17 protein-coding genes are annotated in these 16,134 nt (G+C 72.7%); 7 read left to right on the top strand and 10 right to left on the bottom strand.

Annotation, left to right across the window (positions count from 1 at the left end; translation table 11 throughout):
- The first annotated feature begins 36 nt into the window (after positions 1-36).
- Positions 37-861: an alpha/beta fold hydrolase gene (locus ACQP09_RS01915; RefSeq protein ID WP_433395430.1), complete on the top strand. Its 825-nt coding sequence runs from the start codon at positions 37-39 to the stop codon at positions 859-861.
- 6 nt (positions 862-867) lie between these two features.
- On the opposite strand, the gene ACQP09_RS01910 is transcribed toward ACQP09_RS01915, so the two are convergent.
- The gene (locus ACQP09_RS01910; protein ID WP_432150193.1) at positions 868-1,896 is read right to left on the bottom strand and encodes a LacI family DNA-binding transcriptional regulator; all 1,029 of its coding nucleotides are present in this window, start codon (positions 1,894-1,896) and stop codon (positions 868-870) included.
- Between the two features lie 262 nt (positions 1,897-2,158).
- Here ACQP09_RS01910 and ACQP09_RS01905 point away from each other — a divergent pair, with 262 nt between their 5' ends.
- On the top strand, positions 2,159-3,088 hold the full coding sequence (locus ACQP09_RS01905) for an ROK family protein (protein ID WP_433395428.1): 930 nt from the start codon (positions 2,159-2,161) through the stop codon (positions 3,086-3,088).
- A gap of 95 nt (positions 3,089-3,183) precedes the next feature.
- Here ACQP09_RS01905 and ACQP09_RS01900 read toward each other — a convergent pair whose 3' ends face one another.
- On the bottom strand, positions 3,184-3,387 hold the full coding sequence (locus ACQP09_RS01900) for a hypothetical protein (protein ID WP_018514796.1): 204 nt from the start codon (positions 3,385-3,387) through the stop codon (positions 3,184-3,186).
- 201 nt (positions 3,388-3,588) lie between these two features.
- Between ACQP09_RS01900 and ACQP09_RS01895 the strand changes: the two genes are divergently transcribed.
- Positions 3,589-4,626, top strand: a complete 1,038-nt coding sequence (locus ACQP09_RS01895; protein ID WP_433395426.1) for an NUDIX domain-containing protein — start codon at positions 3,589-3,591, stop codon at positions 4,624-4,626.
- A 10-nt stretch (positions 4,627-4,636) separates the two neighbouring features.
- On the opposite strand, the gene ACQP09_RS01890 is transcribed toward ACQP09_RS01895, so the two are convergent.
- Both ACQP09_RS01890 and ACQP09_RS01885 read right to left on the bottom strand, forming a co-directional pair.
- Complete coding sequence (locus ACQP09_RS01890; protein ID WP_433395424.1) at positions 4,637-5,329, bottom strand: MBL fold metallo-hydrolase; 693 nt, start codon at positions 5,327-5,329, stop codon at positions 4,637-4,639.
- A gap of 112 nt (positions 5,330-5,441) precedes the next feature.
- Positions 5,442-6,806, bottom strand: coding sequence for a dipeptidase (locus ACQP09_RS01885; protein ID WP_433395422.1), 1,365 nt, complete (start codon positions 6,804-6,806; stop codon positions 5,442-5,444).
- Positions 6,807-7,002: 196 nt separating this feature from the next.
- Here ACQP09_RS01885 and ACQP09_RS01880 point away from each other — a divergent pair, with 196 nt between their 5' ends.
- On the top strand, positions 7,003-8,220 hold the full coding sequence (locus ACQP09_RS01880) for a geranylgeranyl reductase family protein (RefSeq protein WP_356756202.1): 1,218 nt from the start codon (positions 7,003-7,005) through the stop codon (positions 8,218-8,220).
- Between the two features lie 153 nt (positions 8,221-8,373).
- Here the strand turns inward: ACQP09_RS01880 and ACQP09_RS01875 are convergent, their stop codons facing one another.
- Positions 8,374-8,826, bottom strand: coding sequence for a nitroreductase/quinone reductase family protein (locus tag ACQP09_RS01875; RefSeq protein WP_433395420.1), 453 nt, complete (start codon positions 8,824-8,826; stop codon positions 8,374-8,376).
- Positions 8,827-9,016: 190 nt separating this feature from the next.
- Here ACQP09_RS01875 and ACQP09_RS01870 point away from each other — a divergent pair, with 190 nt between their 5' ends.
- The gene (locus ACQP09_RS01870) at positions 9,017-9,736 is read left to right on the top strand and encodes a TetR/AcrR family transcriptional regulator (RefSeq protein ID WP_433395418.1); all 720 of its coding nucleotides are present in this window, start codon (positions 9,017-9,019) and stop codon (positions 9,734-9,736) included.
- Between the two features lie 18 nt (positions 9,737-9,754).
- Here the strand turns inward: ACQP09_RS01870 and ACQP09_RS01865 are convergent, their stop codons facing one another.
- From ACQP09_RS01865 to ACQP09_RS01855, 3 genes are all read right to left on the bottom strand, one after another.
- Positions 9,755-10,066, bottom strand: a complete 312-nt coding sequence (locus tag ACQP09_RS01865; RefSeq protein WP_433395416.1) for a DUF6332 family protein — start codon at positions 10,064-10,066, stop codon at positions 9,755-9,757.
- 86 nt (positions 10,067-10,152) lie between these two features.
- Entirely contained in the window at positions 10,153-10,914 is a 762-nt protein-coding gene (locus ACQP09_RS01860; protein WP_433395414.1) for a maleylpyruvate isomerase family mycothiol-dependent enzyme, read from the bottom strand.
- A 34-nt stretch (positions 10,915-10,948) separates the two neighbouring features.
- Positions 10,949-12,073 (bottom strand): MFS transporter, encoded by a 1,125-nt coding sequence (locus ACQP09_RS01855; RefSeq protein WP_433395412.1) that lies wholly within the window; start codon positions 12,071-12,073, stop codon positions 10,949-10,951.
- Between the two features lie 287 nt (positions 12,074-12,360).
- Here ACQP09_RS01855 and ACQP09_RS01850 point away from each other — a divergent pair, with 287 nt between their 5' ends.
- A complete protein-coding gene (locus tag ACQP09_RS01850; RefSeq protein WP_433395410.1) occupies positions 12,361-13,575 on the top strand; it encodes an ROK family protein in 1,215 nt (404 codons plus the stop codon).
- A 70-nt stretch (positions 13,576-13,645) separates the two neighbouring features.
- Here the strand turns inward: ACQP09_RS01850 and ACQP09_RS01845 are convergent, their stop codons facing one another.
- Positions 13,646-14,164, bottom strand: coding sequence for an ATP-binding protein (locus tag ACQP09_RS01845; RefSeq protein WP_030574989.1), 519 nt, complete (start codon positions 14,162-14,164; stop codon positions 13,646-13,648).
- 246 nt (positions 14,165-14,410) lie between these two features.
- The gene (locus ACQP09_RS01840) at positions 14,411-14,728 is read right to left on the bottom strand and encodes a hypothetical protein (protein WP_433406466.1); all 318 of its coding nucleotides are present in this window, start codon (positions 14,726-14,728) and stop codon (positions 14,411-14,413) included.
- Between the two features lie 250 nt (positions 14,729-14,978).
- Here ACQP09_RS01840 and ACQP09_RS01835 point away from each other — a divergent pair, with 250 nt between their 5' ends.
- A complete protein-coding gene (locus ACQP09_RS01835; RefSeq protein ID WP_433395408.1) occupies positions 14,979-16,124 on the top strand; it encodes a PLP-dependent cysteine synthase family protein in 1,146 nt (381 codons plus the stop codon).
- Positions 16,125-16,134 lie beyond the last annotated feature (10 nt).

Below are 16,134 nucleotides of genomic sequence, written 5' to 3'. Positions count from 1 at the left end.
CGGCAGGGTTCTGCATCCGACATCAGGAGGCATGTCATGAACATCTATCCGGCCAGGACGTTCGAGACCCCGGGCGGCACGGTCCGCTGGGACGTGATGGGGGAGGGCGACCCGGTGGTCCTGCTCCACGGCACGCCGTTCTCGTCGTTCATCTGGCGCGACATCGCGCCGGCGCTCGCCCAGGACCACCAGGTCTTCTTCTTCGACCTGCTCGGCTACGGGCGCTCGGAGCAGCGCGAGGGCCAGGATCTCCGTCTGGAGGCCCAGACAAGGGTGTTCACCGGGCTCCTGGACCACTGGGGGCTGGAGAGCCCGCGGGTGATCGCCCACGACATCGGCGGGGCCGTGGCGCTGCGGGCGCTGCTGCTGGAGGGCGCGCGGTACGCCGATCTCACCCTGGTCGACGCGGTGGCCTGCGGTGACTGGGGGACGGGCCTCTTCCGCCTCGTACGGGAGAACGCGCGCGTCTTCGAACAGCTCCCCGTCTACGCCCACGAGGCCCTGGTCGAGAGCCACTTGCACTTCGCGAGCCACTCCGGCTACCGGCCCGACGTCCTGGCCGCGCACCTCGAACCGTGGCGCGGCGAGCAGGGCAGGGCGGCGTACTACCGGCAGTACGGGCAGCTGGAGCAGTCCGCCACCGACGAGTTCCAGCACCTGCTGGGTTCCGTGCCGGTGCCGGTCCGGATCATCTGGGGAGGCGAGGACGGCTTCCTGCCGCCGCCCTTCGCCGAGCAGCTCCACGCGCTGATCCCGCACGCGGAGCTGCACTGGGTGGAGGGGGCCGGACACGCCGTTCAGGAGGATGCGCCGGCGCGAGTGCTGGCTCTGCTCACAAGGGAGTTCGGGGCGGAGGGCTGAGAGGCCTCAGGCCGGCGGCAGCTCGCCCGAACCGCGCGGAATCAGCGTCGTCGGCAGCTCCACCCGGGCCGGAGCGTGGTCCGCGCCGTCGAGCCTGCGGAACAGGTGCTCGGCGGCGGTCCTGCCGACGGCCGCCGCGTCCTGCGAGATCACGGTGATGCCGAGCAGGTCCGCCAGCTCGATGTCGTCGAACCCGACCAGGGCCACCGGCCGTTCCCGCTCCGCGATGACCCGGACCGCCGTCACCGTCACCCGGTTGTTCCCCGCGAAGAGCGCGGTGACCGGCTCCGGCCCGCCGAGCATCGCCTCGGCGGCCGCCCGGACCCGGCCGGGATCGGTGGTGCCGAGCGAGACCCAGGAGTCCTCGACGGTGATCCCCGCGTCCGTCATCGCCGCGTGGTAGCCGCGCAGACGCTCGGTGGCGGTGTGGATCCGGGGCTGGTCGCCGATGAAACCGATCCGGCGGTGGCCGTGCGCGATCAGGTGGGCCACGCCCTCCCGGGAGCCGCCGAAGCTGTCGGAGAGCACCATGTCCGCCTCGACCCGGCCCGCCGGGCGGTCCACGAAGACGGTGGCGATGCCCGCCTTGATCTCCGGTTCCAGATAGCGGTGGTCGTCGCCCGCCGGGATCACGATCAGGCCGTCCACCCGGCGCGCGCACAGGGCGAGGACGAGCTCCTGCTCGCGCTCGGGGTCCTCGGCGCTGGAGCCGTTGATGAGCAGCGCCCCGTGCGCGCGGGCCACCTCCTCCACGGCGCGGCTGAGCGGGCCGTAGAAAGGGTCGGCCAGATCCTCCAGGACCAGGCCGATCGAGGCCGTACGCCCCTTGCGCAGGACGCGGGCGCTGTCGTTGCGGCGGAAACCCAGCGCGTCGATCGCCTCCTGCACGCGGCGCTCGGTGTCGGGTGTGACGCCGGGCTCGCTGTTCACCACCCGGGAGACCGTCTTGAGGCCCACTCCGGCGCGGGCCGCCACATCCTTCATGGTCGGCCGGTTGCCGTAACGGGTCTCGGAATGACGGGTGGTCCGGTCCACGGTGCGCTGTCCTGTCGTCGGATACGGGCGGGGTGAGGGCGGTGCGGCGGGTGGTGGAGCGAGGTGGCGGTCGGCGGTTCGGGCGTCATGCGGGCGTCATACGGGCACCTCCGGACGGTCCGCGGGGCCTGCTGCGGAGCCGAACGGAGGCTGTGGCGTCGAGCATAGGCCCTGGACAACGTTGTCAACGCAGTGAAGACTGTGCAGACTATTGACTGAACCCGCAGGTCCCGCCCTTCACTCATCCGGAGAAGCCACACCGATGCATACCGACCTCGTCGCCGCGCTCGACATCGGCGGCACCAAGATCGCCGGCGCGCTGGTCGATGGCGACGGAAACCTCCTCGTACGGGCGCAGCGGCCGACGCCCGCCCGGGAGGGTGCCGAGGCGGTGATGAGCGCCGTGGACGAGGTGCTCGGCGAGCTGACGGCCTCACCGCTGTGGGAGCGCACGGGCTCGGCCGGGATCGGCAGCGCGGGGCCGGTGGACGCGGCGGCGGGCACGGTGAGCCCGGTCAACGTGCCCGGCTGGCGCGACTTCCCGCTGGTGGAGCGGGTGCAGAAGACCATCGGCGGGCTGCCGGTCGCGCTGGTCGGCGACGGGGTCGCGATGACGGCGGCCGAGCACTGGCTCGGGGCGGCGCGCGGCTACGACAACGCGCTCTGCCTCGTCGTGTCGACCGGCGTCGGCGGCGGCCTCGTCCTCGGCGGCTCCCTCCACCCGGGCCCCTCCGGTAACGCCGGCCACATCGGCCACATCAGCGTCGACCTGGACGGCGACCTCTGCCCCTGCGGTGCGCGCGGCTGCGTCGAACGCATCGCCAGCGGCCCGAACATCGCCCGCCGGGCTCTGGAAGGCGGCTGGCTCCCGGGCCCGGACGGCGACACCACGGCCGCCGCGGTGGCCGCCGCCGCGCGCGCCGGGGACCCGGTCGCCATCGCCTCGTACGAGCGGTCGGCCCAGGCGCTCGCGGCCGGGATCGCCGCCACCGCCACGCTGGTCGAGATCGACATCGCGGTGATCGGCGGGGGAGTGGCGGGCGCGGGCGATGTGCTCTTCGCGCCGCTGCGCCGCAGCCTCGGCGACTACGCCACGCTCTCCTTCGTCCGGGGGCTCACGGTCGCACCGGCCGTGATGGGCACGGACGCGGGGCTGGTCGGCGCGGCGGCCGCGGCGATCGCACTGCGTTAGAGCCTGTCCACGGCCTTCGGCGGGTGCCCGGTTCGTCAGGCCGGGCACCCGCCGAAGGCCGTGACATCCCGTCAGCGGCCCGCGTCCGCCGTCCCTCAGCGCCCCGCGTCCGCCGTCTGCTGCGGGACGACCACGAGGAAGGCGTCCTGCTCCAAGCTCATCACGACCTCCGCCGCCAGGCCTTCGCCGCGGCGCGCGGCCGCGAACTCCTCGGCCGCCCAGCTGCCGCGAGGATCCCCTGCCGGAAACTGTTCGAGAATTGTCCGCCGCACGGCGCACCCCCAGTCGTCCTGTGCCACCGGCCCATGCCGTAGGCCTGGTTAATACCTGTTCAACGAGCATCACCCGTCATGGATACGGTTGCCCCGAACCCGGCTTCGTACCGCCGGCTCTGCCAAAACGTCCCGGATCTCCGCATCCCGGCAACGCCGTCGCCGCCGTGGGGTTTCCCCGGCAGGGTGTTGCGGGCAAGCCACAGGGGGCTACGAAGAGGGGGAACCGTGATCGTCTGGATCAACGGTGCGTTCGGCGCGGGCAAGACCAGCGTCGCGGGCGAACTGATCGATCTGATCCCGAACAGCACCTTGTACGACCCGGAGCTCACCGGAGCGGGGCTGCGCGGACTGCTGCCCCAGAAGAGGCTGGCCGAGGTGGGCGACTTCCAGGACCTGAGGATCTGGCGGCGGCTCGTGGTGGACACGGCGGCCGCGCTGCTCGCCGAGGTGCCCGGGGTGCTGGTGGTGCCGATGACGCTGCTGAGACAGGAGTACCGGGACGAGATATTCGGCGGCCTCGCCTCCCGGCGCATTCCGGTCCGCCATGTACTGCTCTCACCTGAGGAAACGATCCTGCGCAGCCGGATAGCGGGCCGGGTGGAGTATCCCGGCGACCGTGAGCAGAGCGAGCGGGTCAACCGGTGGGCGTACGACCACATCGGCCCCTACCGGGACGCGCTCGGCTGGATCACCGCCGACGCCCATGTGATCGACAACGGCGCCCTCACTCCGCGCGAGACCGCCGAACGGATCGCGGAGGCCGTCCGCAGCGGAGCCGCCGGGGCGTGCGAGATCGTGCAGAGCCCCGAGCCGACCGCCGCGACCGTCGCGGCCGGGGTGTTGCTCTTCGACGAGGAGGACCGCGTGCTCCTCGTCGATCCGACGTACAAGCCCGGCTGGGAGTTCCCCGGCGGGGTGGTGGAGGAGGGCGAGGCCCCGGCGCAGGCCGGCGTACGGGAGGTGGCCGAGGAGATAGGCCTCCACCTCGACCGGCTCCCCACCCTGCTCCTCGTCGACTGGGAACCGCCCTCCCCGCCCGGCTACGGCGGGCTGCGCTTCCTCTTCGACGGCGGGCTGCTCCGGTCCGAGGACGCCGGCCGGCTGCTGCTCCCCGGCTCCGAACTGCGGGGCTGGCGCTTCGCCACGGAGCAGGAGGCTGCCGGGATGCTGCCCCCCACCCGCTTCGAGCGACTGCGCTGGGCGCTGCGGGCCCGCGAACGGTCCACGGTGCTCAACCTGGAGGCGGGCGTCCCGGTGGGCTGAACGCGTCCCTTCAGGCCGCCGCTTCCGCCGCCGCCCGCATGACCTCCGACGCGTCCTCGGTGAGCGGGTCGCCGTGGCCGAAGCAGACCGTACGGGCCTCCAGCGCGGCCAGCCGCCGGAACGTCTCCAGCGCCCGCACCCGGTCCACGTTGAACACGCCGAGCATCACCTCCCCGGCACGCGCCACGCAGTCCCCGGTGAACAGGACGCCGTGGCGCGGCAGATGGAGGGCGATGGAGCCCGGCGTATGGCCGGGGGCGTGGACCACCCGGGCGCCGTCGCCGAACGGGAGCACCTCGCCGTCGGCCACCTCTCGGTCGACCCGGGTGGGCGGGGCCTCCGGGACCGTCAACCCGTGCTCGTACAGCCGGCGTTCCCAGTCGAGCAGGTCCGGTTCCGGTACGGGGGCCTCGCCGCGGATCACCGGCGCGTCCAGCGGGTGGGCGAGAATCTCGGCACCGTGGCGGTCCGCCAGCTCCTGGGCGGCGCCGTAGTGGTCGCGGTGGCCGTGGGTGAGGACGATGCGGCCGATCCGGGCGGGGTCCAGGCCCAGACCCCGTACCGCGTCCTCGATCGGTCGCGCCGCCGTGATGTCGCCCGCGTCGATCAGGGTCAACTCGGCCCCGTCGCGCCAGAGACAGGCCTGGCCGATCCGGAAACGGAACAGGTGCAGACGCCCGGGGAGTACGTCGATGAGATCCATGCCGCGAACGTACGCAGCCGACAACACCCGCCGTGCGGAACTACGCTTCCGGCGACTTCGCCGAGGGCGTAGCCGTGCCCCTGCCCGCAGTGGACAGGGGCACCGGCGAAGGTCAGGCCTTCTTCGACTCCGCGTAGTTGCGCAGGAACAGGGCCTCGGCCACCGACAGCCGCTCCAGCTCCTCCGGTGACACGCTCTCGTTCACCGCGTGGATCTGCGCCTCCGGCTCGCTCAGGCCGATCAGCAGGATCTCCGCCTGCGGGTAGAGCGAGGCGAGAGTGTTGCAGAGCGGGATCGAGCCGCCCATTCCCGCGGACTGCATCTCCTGGCCCGGGTAGGCGTCCCGCATCGCGTCCGCCATCGCCGCGTAGGCCGGGCTGGTCGTGTCGGCCTGGAACGCCTGGCCTTGGCCCACCTGTTCCACCGTGACCCGCGCGCCCCACGGCGTGTGCGCCTCCAGGTGGGCGGTGAGCAGCTTCGTCGCCTCGGCCGCGTCGCGGCCGGGCGGCACCCGCAGGCTGATCTGGGCGCGGGCGCTCGCCTGCACGGACGGGGTCGCGCCGACCACCGGCGGGCAGTCGATCCCGATGACGGTGACGGCGGGCCGCGCCCAGATCCGGTCCGCGACCGTGCCCGCACCGATCAGGCCGACGCCGTCCAGCACCTTGGCGTCCCGCCGGAAATCCTCCTCCGGGTACTGCAGCCCGTCCCAGTCGGCGTCACCGGTCAGCCCGTCGACCGTCGTCGTCCCGTTCTCGTCGCGCAGCGAGGCGAGCAGTTGGATCATCGCGGCCAGCGCGTCGGGCGCGGCACCGCCGAACTGACCCGAGTGCAGGTTCCCTTCGAGCGTGTCGAGCTTCACCCGCAGCATCGTCATCCCGCGCAGCGTCGCCGTGACCGTCGGCAGCCCGGCCCGGAAGTTCCCGGCGTCGCCGATGACGACCGTGTCGGCCACCAGCAGCTCCGGGTGCGCCTCCGCGTACCGCTCCAGACCGCCGGTGCCCTGCTCCTCGGACCCTTCCGCGATCACCTTCACCGAGACCGGTATGCCGCCGTTCGCCTTGAGGGCGCGCAGCGCGAGCAGGTGCATGATGAACCCGCCCTTGCAGTCCGCAGCACCGCGCCCGTACCAGCGGCCGTCGCGCTCGGTCAGCTCGAACGGCGGGGAGAGCCACGCCGACTCGTCCAGCGGCGGCTGCACGTCGTAGTGGGCGTAGAGCAGGACGGTCGGGGCGCCGGCCGGGCCGGGCAGGAAGCCGTAGACCGACTGGGTGCCGTCAGGGGTGTCGAGCAGGGCGATGTCGGTGAAGTCCTCGGCGCGCAGGGCGTCCGCGACCCAGTTCGCCGCGGCCTCGCACTCGCTCTTCGGGAACACCGCCGGGTCGGCCACCGACTGGAACGCGACCAGCTCGGCGAGCTCCTCCCGCGCACGGGGCATCAGCGAGGCGACGGTGTCGGAAATCGGGCGGGCGGTCATGGGCACGCTCCTCGTGGCTGCGACGTTATGGGTAGGGCACGCTGTGTACGCGCCCCGCCACGGCACCGTGGGTGTGGTGCCGTGCGGCAGGACAGAATCATGGCCGATCCTCCCACAGAGGGGCTCGGCCGGGACGCGCCGTAGGATGCCGTGAGCAGCTTGGGGCCACTGGTCGGATCGGGAGCAGAAGCACATCGTGAGCAGCGAGAACGCAGACGCCGGGCGGGAAATCGAAGAGTCGTCGTCGGTCTGGGACGTGGTCGTCGTCGGCGCCGGACCGGCCGGCGCATCGGCGGCGTACGCGGCAGCCGTGGCGGGCCGGCGGGTCCTGCTGCTGGAGAAGGCGGAACTGCCGCGCTACAAGACCTGCGGCGGCGGCATCATCGGGTTCTCCCGGGACGCCCTGCCACCGGGGTTCGAACTGCCCCTGAAGGACCGCATCCACGCGGTCACCTTCTCTCTCAACGGGAAGCTCGCCCGCACCCGCCGCTCCCGGCGCATGCTCTTCGGGCTCATCAACCGCCCGGAGTTCGACGCCGGGCTGGTGGAGGAGGCGCAGAAGGCCGGCGCCGAACTGCGCACCGGCGCCTCGGTGGTGCGGGTCGAGCAGCACGGCCCCGCCGTGCCCGACCGGCGTACGGTCGCGGTGGTGCTGGCCGGCGGTGAGACGGTGCTGGCACGCGCGGTCGTCGGCGCGGACGGCAGCGCGGGCCGGATAGGAGCACATGTCGGGGTCAAGCTCGACCAGGTGGACCTCGGCCTGGAAGTGGAGATCCCGGTTCCGGCGACGGTGGCGGAGGACTGGGCGGGCCGGGTCCTCATCGACTGGGGCCCGATGCCCGGGAGTTACGGCTGGGTCTTCCCCAAGGGCGACACGCTGACCGTCGGGGTGATCTCGGCGCGCGGCGACGGCGCCGGCACCAAGCGGTATCTGGAGGACTTCATCGCCCGCCTCGGCCTCGCCGGGTTCGAGCCGTCGATCTCCTCGGGCCATCTGACCCGCTGCCGCAGCGACGACTCGCCGCTCTCGCGCGGCCGGGTCGTGGTCTGCGGTGACGCGGCGGGCCTCCTTGAGCCGTGGACCCGGGAGGGCATCTCCTTCGCGCTGCGCTCCGGCCGGCTCGCGGGCGAATGGGCCGTCAGGATCGCTGAGGCGCACGACGCGGTGGACGCCCGCCGCCAGGCCCTCAACTACGCCTTTGCCATCAAGGCCGGTCTCGGCGTGGAGATGGGCGTGGGCCGGCGCATGCTCAAGCTGTTCGAGCGCCGACCGGGCGTGCTGCACGCGGTGCTGACCGGCTTCCGCCCGGCCTGGAAGGCGTTCGCCGGGATCACCCGGGGCACGACGTCGCTCGCCGAGCTGGTCCGTACGCATCCGCTGGCCCAGCGGGCGTTGAGCGCGATGGACCGCTGAACGCGGCACCGAAGGACGTGGGTGGAGGACCCGTGGCCGTGCTCGTCCACGGCCTCTACCACTGCCCGGAGCACTCCGGACCCCTTCGACGTACGTCGTCTGCGCCGGGGACCGGGCTCATGGTGGATCCGGTGCGGGAGCTGCTCGGCGTGGTCAGTCCGCGAACGTGATGCGGAAGACCGGGTGGTCCGGGCAGGCGGCCAGGAGTTCGGCGTCCGTCGACTTCGCGGTGACGCCCCGGAAGTACTGGTTGACCTCCCATCCCCACCGCTCCAGGTAGCTGCGGAGGATCCCCGCCCTCCGCTCGTCGTCGGCGATCTCCACGGCGGTGAAGGTGCGGGTTCTGCGTCCCACCCGCAGTTCGCCGCCGCCCGCGGCGCGCATGTTGCGCACCCACTGGGAGTGGCCCCGGGCCGAGACGAGGTACTGGACGCCCTCATGCGTGTGCGGGTTGACGGGGATGCGCTGCGTCCGGCCGCTCGTGCGTCCGCGTACCGACAGCTCGGCGGAGCCCATGAGACTGATGCCGTGCCGGGCCAGCCAGCCGACGGCCTTGTTGAGGCGCTGGGCGGAAGCGCTCGCCCGGAGGTAGTACGTCTGCGACATGGTGACTCCCGTGGTGTGTGTGCGTGCGGGCGTGCGTGCTGTGTCGGGGTGCCTCGGCGCCGGGGCTCCGTTGCGGGCTGCGAGAGCAGTGCTCTCGCTTGAGAGCAGTGTGCGCGAGACTGCTGCTCAAAAGCAAGAGCACTGCTCTCGTTTCTGGTCGGTGCTCTGGTCGCGTGGCAGACTGATCACCATGACCGCCATCCGAGGAGCCCGGGAACGCGCCCGCGTCGAACTGACCGCCGCCATCAAGGACGAGGCCAGAAAGCAGCTGGCGGCAGAGGGCGCGGCCAAGCTCTCCCTGCGCGCCGTCGCCCGCGAACTCGGCATGGCCTCCTCCGCGCTCTACCGCTACTTCCCGAGCCGCGACGACCTGCTCACCGCGTTGATCATCGACGCGTACGACGCCGTCGGCGAGGTGGCCGAGTCCGCCCGCGCCACCGCCGACCGGGCCCGGCCCCGCCCCGCCCCGTACGCCGAACGCTGGGTCGCCGTGGCCGCTGCCGTACGCGAATGGGCTCTCGTGCATCCTCACGAGTACGCGCTGATCTACGGCTCACCCGTCCCCGGCTACAGCGCCCCGATGGACACGGTGGGCCCGGCGTCCCGGGTCGGGATGGTCTTCATCGGCCTCGTCCGCGACGCGTTCCGGGCCGACGGTCTCGCCGTACCGCCTCTCACACCGGAGCTGCGCGCCGAGGCCGAGCGGCTCACCGCCGAGATCGCCCCGGACCTCCCGCCCGCCGCCATGCTCGCCCTCATCGCCGCCTGGGCGCAGCTCTTCGGCCTGATCTCGTTCGAGCTCTTCGGGCAGTTCAACCGGATGATCGAGGCGCGCGAGGCGGTCTTCCGGCAGGCGGCGGGGGAGCTGGCCCGCTCGGCGGGTCTGCGCGGGAGGCCGGCCGGCCGCTGAGGTGAGGGGCGCGCGGTTCTACGGAGACGGGTCGGAGCGGCCGGATCGGGGCAGGCCGGCCGGGTCCGGGGCGCCGTCCAGCCGGTGGCCCTCCGGCCTCGTCGGGAAGCGCCACAGGACGTGGACGACCCGTGTGACGAAGGCCAGGACGGCGATGGTGGCGGCGACGGTGAGAACCACCGTCCGCGCGGTGCGGCCGAGATCGAGGAGGAGCAGCGCGGGTGCGGCGACCGCGGCGAAGGTGAGCCCGGCCAGCACGGCGGCGCTGACCAGGGCGTAGCCCATCTCGATCGTCATGGCGTCCCGCTCCGCCTGTGTCCGCCGCCCCATGGCCGCAGTCTCACAGGCGTGGCGCGCTCCCGGCAAGCGCGCCCCGCCGCATACGGCCGGGCCGTCCGCCCCCGTACCGCTCCACCTCACCAGGTGATCGCGGAGTTGTCCGTCCAGAGCCGGGCCACCGCGCGGTCGCCGCGCAGGGTCACGGCGGCGAGCGGCAGGCGGTTCCAGAGGGTGAGGTAGAGGCCCTCCGCCGTTCCGCTCAGCTCGCAGTCCACCCGGTCGCCCTCGCGGTCCGGCCCGGCGGCAGACGTACGTACGGTCTGCGGCGGCTCCTCCGAGATCCGTACGGTCCACACCGCGTCCATGTCCACGGCCCGCACCCGCAGCGTGCGCGGTACGGAGGAGCGCACCCGGCTCTTGGGGCGGGCGTGGAAGCCGGTGAGGAGTTCGTCGATGCCGTCGGCCGCCCGGTCGGCGTCCACCGTCGTCAGCGCCCCGCCGAGCGCCGACTCCGCGTCGACCCGGTGCACGGTCGTCTCGTTCAGCTGGCGGCGGGACCAGAACGCCAGCGGGGAAGGGGCCGGCAGGAAGGTCCAGCAGTCCAGGTCGGCGGGAGCGGCCTCCAGCGAGCGGACCAGGTGGCGGTGGCCCTCCCGGAACCAGTCGAGGAGTTCCTCGCCGTCGAGATCCGGCTCCCCGCCGTCGGGCTGGGGCGTGGTGTGCCCCTCGGTGATGAGTTCGGCCGCCCAGCGGTGCACCATGCCGGTGTGGCGCAGCAGATGGCGTATCTGCCAGCCGGGACAGGTCGGGACCGAGGCCCCGGGACCCGCCTGTTCGGCCGCCGCCGCGAGGAGCCGGCCTTCCTCGGACAGGGACGCGATGTACTCGGTGATCTCCATGGCCGGATTGTGCCAGGGGTCGAAATCCGGCGGCTCAGGCGTGCGTCGCGTTGCGGGCCCCGTACCCGAGGGCGGCGGCCGCCGCGGCCAGCAGGGCCACGGTCGTCAGCGCCAACGGCAGCGAGAACCAGTCGGCCAGGAAGCCGATCGCGGGCGGGCCCAGCAGCATGCCGCCGTAGCCGAGCGTCGAGGCCGCGGCCACTCCGCTCGGTCCGGCCAGTTCACCGGCCCGGCCGACGGCTACGGGGAAGATGTTGGCCAGGCCCAGGCCGGTGACCGCGAATCCGGCCAGCGCGAGCCAGACGGTCGGCGCCAGCGCGCCCAGCAGCATGCCGCTCGCCGCGACCGCGCCGCCGAGGACCAGCGTGCGGGTCTGGCCGAGGCGTTCCAGGAGCATCGTGCCGGTGAGCCTGCCGATGGTCATGGTCAGCGCGAACAGCGCGTATCCGGCGGCGGCGAGGCCCGGGTGGGCGTCCAGGTCCTGCTCCAGGTGGAGCGCGCCCCAGTCGGCCAGCGCCCCTTCCCCGTACGCCGTGCACAGGGCGATCACGCCGAACAGCACGACGATCCGGCGGGCCCGCGGGTCGAGCTTCCGCTGGGGCCGCTGCTGGGGTTCGTGCGGCTCGGGAGCCGTACGGTCCGGGCGGTGACGGAGCAGCGCCGGCCCCGCGAACGCGGTGACGAGCAGGCCGATTCCGGCCAGCAGGAACAGGTGCGTCGAGGCGGAGAGGCCGCCCGCCACCAGCCCGCCGAGCCCGGCACCGACCATGCCGCCGAGGCTGAACGCCGCGTGGAAGCTCGGCATCACCGGCCGGCGCAGCTCGGCCACCAGGTCGACGGCCGCGCTGTTCATCGCCACGTTCATCCCGCCGTACGCCGCTCCGAAGACCAGCAGGACGAGGCCGAGCGCGAGCGCCGAATGGGTCTGCGCGGGCAGGGCGATGCTCAGCGGGAGCAGGACTCCGCAGGCCACGGTCACGGCATGGCTGCCGTAGCGGCGGCAGAGCCGGCCGGTGAGCATCATCGTGATGACGGCACCGGCCGAGACGCCGAGCAGGGCGAGGCCGAGGGTGGAGGCGGAGGCGCCGGTCTGCTGCTTGATGGCCGGGATACGGACCACCCAGCCGGCGAAGAGGAAACCATCGAGGGCGAAGAACACGGTCAGCGCGGTACGGAGGCGGGCCGACGAGGGTGGGGCGGTGTCTCCGCCAGGTCCCCCCGGTAGGGCCGTCCGCAATTTGTTTAGTTGCGGCACAAACTCAGCATAGGGGCGGGTGGAGCGCGGGCGCAACATGGTTGACGGAGACGCCTGCCACCCGTCCACCGGTGTGCGCGCCACCCCTCCACCGGTGTGCGCGCCACCCGTCCGCAGGCGTGTGCGTCACCCGTCCCCAAGGGGCTCCCTGCGCGTCCTGGGCGCCTCCGGATCATGGGAGACTCGCCCTCATGAACGGCAAGGCGACCACCACCCGGACGAAGCTGGAGAGGGGCCGCAGCGCGCTCGGGCCCGCACTGGAACTGGTCCACACCGGCCGCGCCCCCACGCGCGCCGTCCTCACCTCCGAGCTCGGCGTGACCCGGGCCACCGCCGGGGCGGTCGCCGCGGAGCTGGAGGCGCTCGGGCTGATCCGGGTCGACTCCAGCCCCGGTTCCGCGGCCGGTTCGCAGGGCCGCCCCTCGCACCGGCTCTCCGTCCTGGAGGCCGGTCCCGTCGTCCTCGCCGCCCAGGTCCACGCCGACGGCTTCCGGGCCGCCCTCGTCGGGCTCGGCGGCCGGATCGTCGCCACATCGCCGGGCTGCGTCACGGTGATGGCCGACCCCGCGCAGGTGCTCGGCGAGGTCGTGGCCGCCGGGGCCGAGCTGCTGCGTGCGAGCGGGCTGCGCTGCGTCGGCGCCGGACTCGCCGTGCCGTCGGCGGTCGCCGAACCCGAGGGCACCGCGCTCAACCCGCTCCACCTCGCCTGGCCCGCGGGCTCGCCGGTCCGCGACATCTTCGCCGCCTGCGTACGCGACGCGGGCATCGCCGGCCCCGCCTTCACCGGAAACGACGTCAACCTCACCGCGCTGGCGGAGCACCGCCACGGCGCCGGACGTGGCGCGCACCACCTTCTCTGCGTCGCCACCGGCCACCGGGGCGTCGGCGGGGCCCTGGTGCTCGACGGCCGCCTGCACAGCGGGAGTTCGGGGCTCGCGCTGGAGGTGGGCCACCTCACCGTGAACCCCGAGGGGCGGCCCTGCCACTGCGGCGGCCGCGGCTGCCTCGACGTGGAGACCGACCCGCTCGCCTTCCTCACCACCGCGCGCCGCGACCCGGGCCCGGAGGAGTCACTCCTCAAGCAGGCCGGTGACCTGCTGCGTACGGAGTACGAGGACGCGGACGTACGGAACGCCGCCGAGGCGCTGATCGACCGTCTGGGCCTGGGCCTGGCCGGGCTCGTGAACATCCTCAACCCGGACCGGATCATCCTCGGCGGGCTCCACCGCGACCTGCTGGAGGCGGACCCGGAGCGGCTGCGGGCCGTCGTCGCCGACCGCAGCCTCTGGGGCCGCAGCGGCAGCGTGCCGATCCTGCCCTGCACCCTGGCCCACAACAGCCTCGTCGGCGCGGCCGAACTGGCCTGGCAGCCCGTGCTCGACGACCCGCTCGCCGTCCTGACCTGAGCCTTCGGTCCGATGGGGCCGGAATCTGGGCTGGGGTCGGGACGGCGAGCGGGTCGGGCAGCTTTTCCCGTCAGCCGACGACGGCCGACCGGGCGGGGGCCGCCGCGACGGCCTCCGGGCTGATGGGGACGGACCCGAACGGCCCGTCGGTGATCGACCCGTAGACCGCGAGCGGTGGCAGGGTCGAAGTGGCGCAGACCGCCGGCAAGGTGAACCAGACGGCCTTTCCGGCCGCGCCGCTCGGCCGTACACCCCAGCTCTCGCTGACGGCGGCGATCAGGGCCAGGCCCCGGCCCGAGGTGGCGAAGGAATCCGCCTCGTTCACCGTGGGGACACGGGGGTCGTGGTCGTGGACGGAGACCGTCAACCGGTCGAGCAGCAGCTCGATGTCGACGGTGCATGACTTGTCCGGCTGTGCGTGCCGGTGGACGTTGGTCAGGAGTTCGGTGACGCCGAGGGCTGCCTGGTCGATCAGAGGATCGAGATGCCAGTAGCGCAGTTGCGCCGAGATGATTCTGCGGACCTGACCGATCCGCGACGGCAGGGCTTGGAGCTCCACCGTGCAGTGCCTGCTTGGCTCGCTGATCACGGCTGCGACTCCCCGAAATAGGTCCGGAAGAAAGAAGACGGACGAACGGAGCCGGCGGACGACTGGACTGACTGCCGAATCCGCTCTGCTCTTGTCGTGTCTGCTCGTGTCGCGCGATCCGGCCCCGCGGTCTCCCGTGGGAGCGAATCGCTCTGTCACCGATGGTGCACCTTCAGTGACGTGGATCCAGCGTGGCCCAGCCCCGCCGCCTCCGCAACTCGCGGAGCCGCGTAACGCCCTCAACCCTCAACCCCGGCGGCCGCCCGCGTTCCGCAGCGCCTCCAGGAACCGGCGCAGGGCACCCGCCCCGTCGCGTCTGCGGTTGCGCTGTCCCATCGTCAACCGGTAGCGCACGCCGTTCACCCGCGCGATGGCCGAATCCGCCGCGAAGAACCACCGCTTCCCCGCGCTCACCGTCCCCACCGGAGCGCTGTCGATCTCCCGCCCGTTGCTCGTCAGCAGCGATAGCCGGCCGTCCTTGACGACCACCTGCCCGGCCCTGGTCAGCGACCGGGTGAACCGCTCGATCCTGACCCCCGACGCACTGAACTCGGCGTCCGCCATCGCGGCTTCGCCCCCCTTCGTCACCACTTCTCCTGTTGCAGTGTGCCCGGCCGCGCCCCCGACCGCCAGAGGGCACGGAAGCCCGCCGCGCGCTGCTCGTACCGCCTGCCCCAACTGCCCCCGCGGGCAGGGTCAAAGGCAGGGCTATGGACCATCAAAGTCAACGTTTGTGCAGGTCGGGGGCATATCGTGGAAGCAGGAGCACCGGGCGGAAGAACAGCGAAGCACAGCGGCGAACAGGAGCACGGCGATGGACACCCACGAGCTGGGACAGGACCGCGGAGCCACGGGGACGGTCATGGAGACGGTGGACGTCGACCGCAGCGACGCGGAGTACCGGGCCTGGCTGAAGGAGGCCGTCCGCAAGGTCCAGGCCGACGCCAACCGCTCGGCCGACACCCACCTCCTCCGCTTCCCGCTGCCCGAGGAGTGGGGCATCGACCTCTACCTCAAGGACGAGTCGACGCACCCCACCGGCAGCCTCAAGCACCGGCTCGCCCGCTCGCTCTTCCTCTACGGGCTCTGCAACGGCTGGATCCGGCCCGGCAAGCCGGTCATCGAGGCGTCCAGCGGCTCGACCGCCGTCTCGGAGGCGTACTTCGCCAAGCTGATCGGCGTGCCGTTCATCGCCGTGATGCCGCGCACCACCAGCCCCGAGAAGTGCCGGCTCATCGAATTCCACGGCGGGCAGTGCCACTTCGTCGACGACTCCCGCAAGATGTACGAGGAGTCCGCGTCCCTCGCCGCCGAGACCGGCGGCCACTACATGGACCAGTTCACCTACGCCGAGCGCGCCACCGACTGGCGCGGCAACAACAACATCGCCGAGTCGATCTACCAGCAGCTCCGGCTGGAGCGGTATCCGGAACCCACCTGGATCGTCGCCACCGCCGGGACCGGCGGCACCTCGGCCACCATCGCCCGCTACGTCCACTACCTCCAGCACGACACCCGGGTCTGTGTCCCCGACCCGGAGAACTCCTGTTTCTTCGACGGCTGGACCCGCAACGACCCGCACGCGAGCAGCGACTGCGGCTCCCGGATCGAGGGCATCGGCCGCCCCCGTATGGAGCCCAGCTTCGTGCCCGGCGCCATCGACCGGATGATGAAGGTCCCGGACGCGGCGAGCGTCGCCGCCGTACGCGCGCTGGAGCGGGCCATCGGCCGGAAGGCGGGCGGCTCGACCGGCACCGGGCTGTGGAGCGCCTTCAAGCTGATCGCCGAGATGGTGGAGCAGGGCGAGCGGGGGAGTGTCGTCACGCTGCTGTGCGACCCGGGCGACCGCTACCTGGACAAGTACTACTCCGACTCCTGGCTGGAGGAGCAGGGCCTGGACATCGCCCCGTACAGCGCGGCGATCGCCACCTTCCTCACCGCCGGCACCCTGACCGGCTGAGGCCCCAGGA

The sequence above is a fragment of the Streptomyces sp. CA-146814 genome (genome assembly GCF_050942385.1).
Taxonomy (GTDB): Bacteria; Actinomycetota; Actinomycetes; order Streptomycetales; family Streptomycetaceae; genus Streptomyces.
This window is presented reverse-complemented; position numbering and strand designations above follow the sequence as displayed.

Excerpts from the sequence above, each read along its gene's own strand:
- ACQP09_RS01850 (WP_433395410.1), top strand. The coding sequence starts at position 12,361 with ATGAACGGCAAGGCGACCACCACCCGGACGAAGCTGGAGAGGGGCCGC.
- ACQP09_RS01905 (WP_433395428.1), top strand. The coding sequence starts at position 2,159 with ATGCATACCGACCTCGTCGCCGCGCTCGACATCGGCGGCACCAAGATC.
- ACQP09_RS01840 (WP_433406466.1), bottom strand. The coding sequence starts at position 14,728 with ATGGCGGACGCCGAGTTCAGTGCGTCGGGGGTCAGGATCGAGCGGTTC.
- ACQP09_RS01865 (WP_433395416.1), bottom strand. The coding sequence starts at position 10,066 with ATGGGGCGGCGGACACAGGCGGAGCGGGACGCCATGACGATCGAGATG.
- ACQP09_RS01835 (WP_433395408.1), top strand. The coding sequence starts at position 14,979 with ATGGACACCCACGAGCTGGGACAGGACCGCGGAGCCACGGGGACGGTC.
- ACQP09_RS01875 (WP_433395420.1), bottom strand. The coding sequence starts at position 8,826 with ATGTCGCAGACGTACTACCTCCGGGCGAGCGCTTCCGCCCAGCGCCTC.
- ACQP09_RS01860 (WP_433395414.1), bottom strand. The coding sequence starts at position 10,914 with ATGGAGATCACCGAGTACATCGCGTCCCTGTCCGAGGAAGGCCGGCTC.
- ACQP09_RS01885 (WP_433395422.1), bottom strand. The coding sequence starts at position 6,806 with ATGACCGCCCGCCCGATTTCCGACACCGTCGCCTCGCTGATGCCCCGT.
- ACQP09_RS01890 (WP_433395424.1), bottom strand. The coding sequence starts at position 5,329 with ATGGATCTCATCGACGTACTCCCCGGGCGTCTGCACCTGTTCCGTTTC.
- ACQP09_RS01915 (WP_433395430.1), top strand. The coding sequence starts at position 37 with ATGAACATCTATCCGGCCAGGACGTTCGAGACCCCGGGCGGCACGGTC.
- ACQP09_RS01870 (WP_433395418.1), top strand. The coding sequence starts at position 9,017 with ATGACCGCCATCCGAGGAGCCCGGGAACGCGCCCGCGTCGAACTGACC.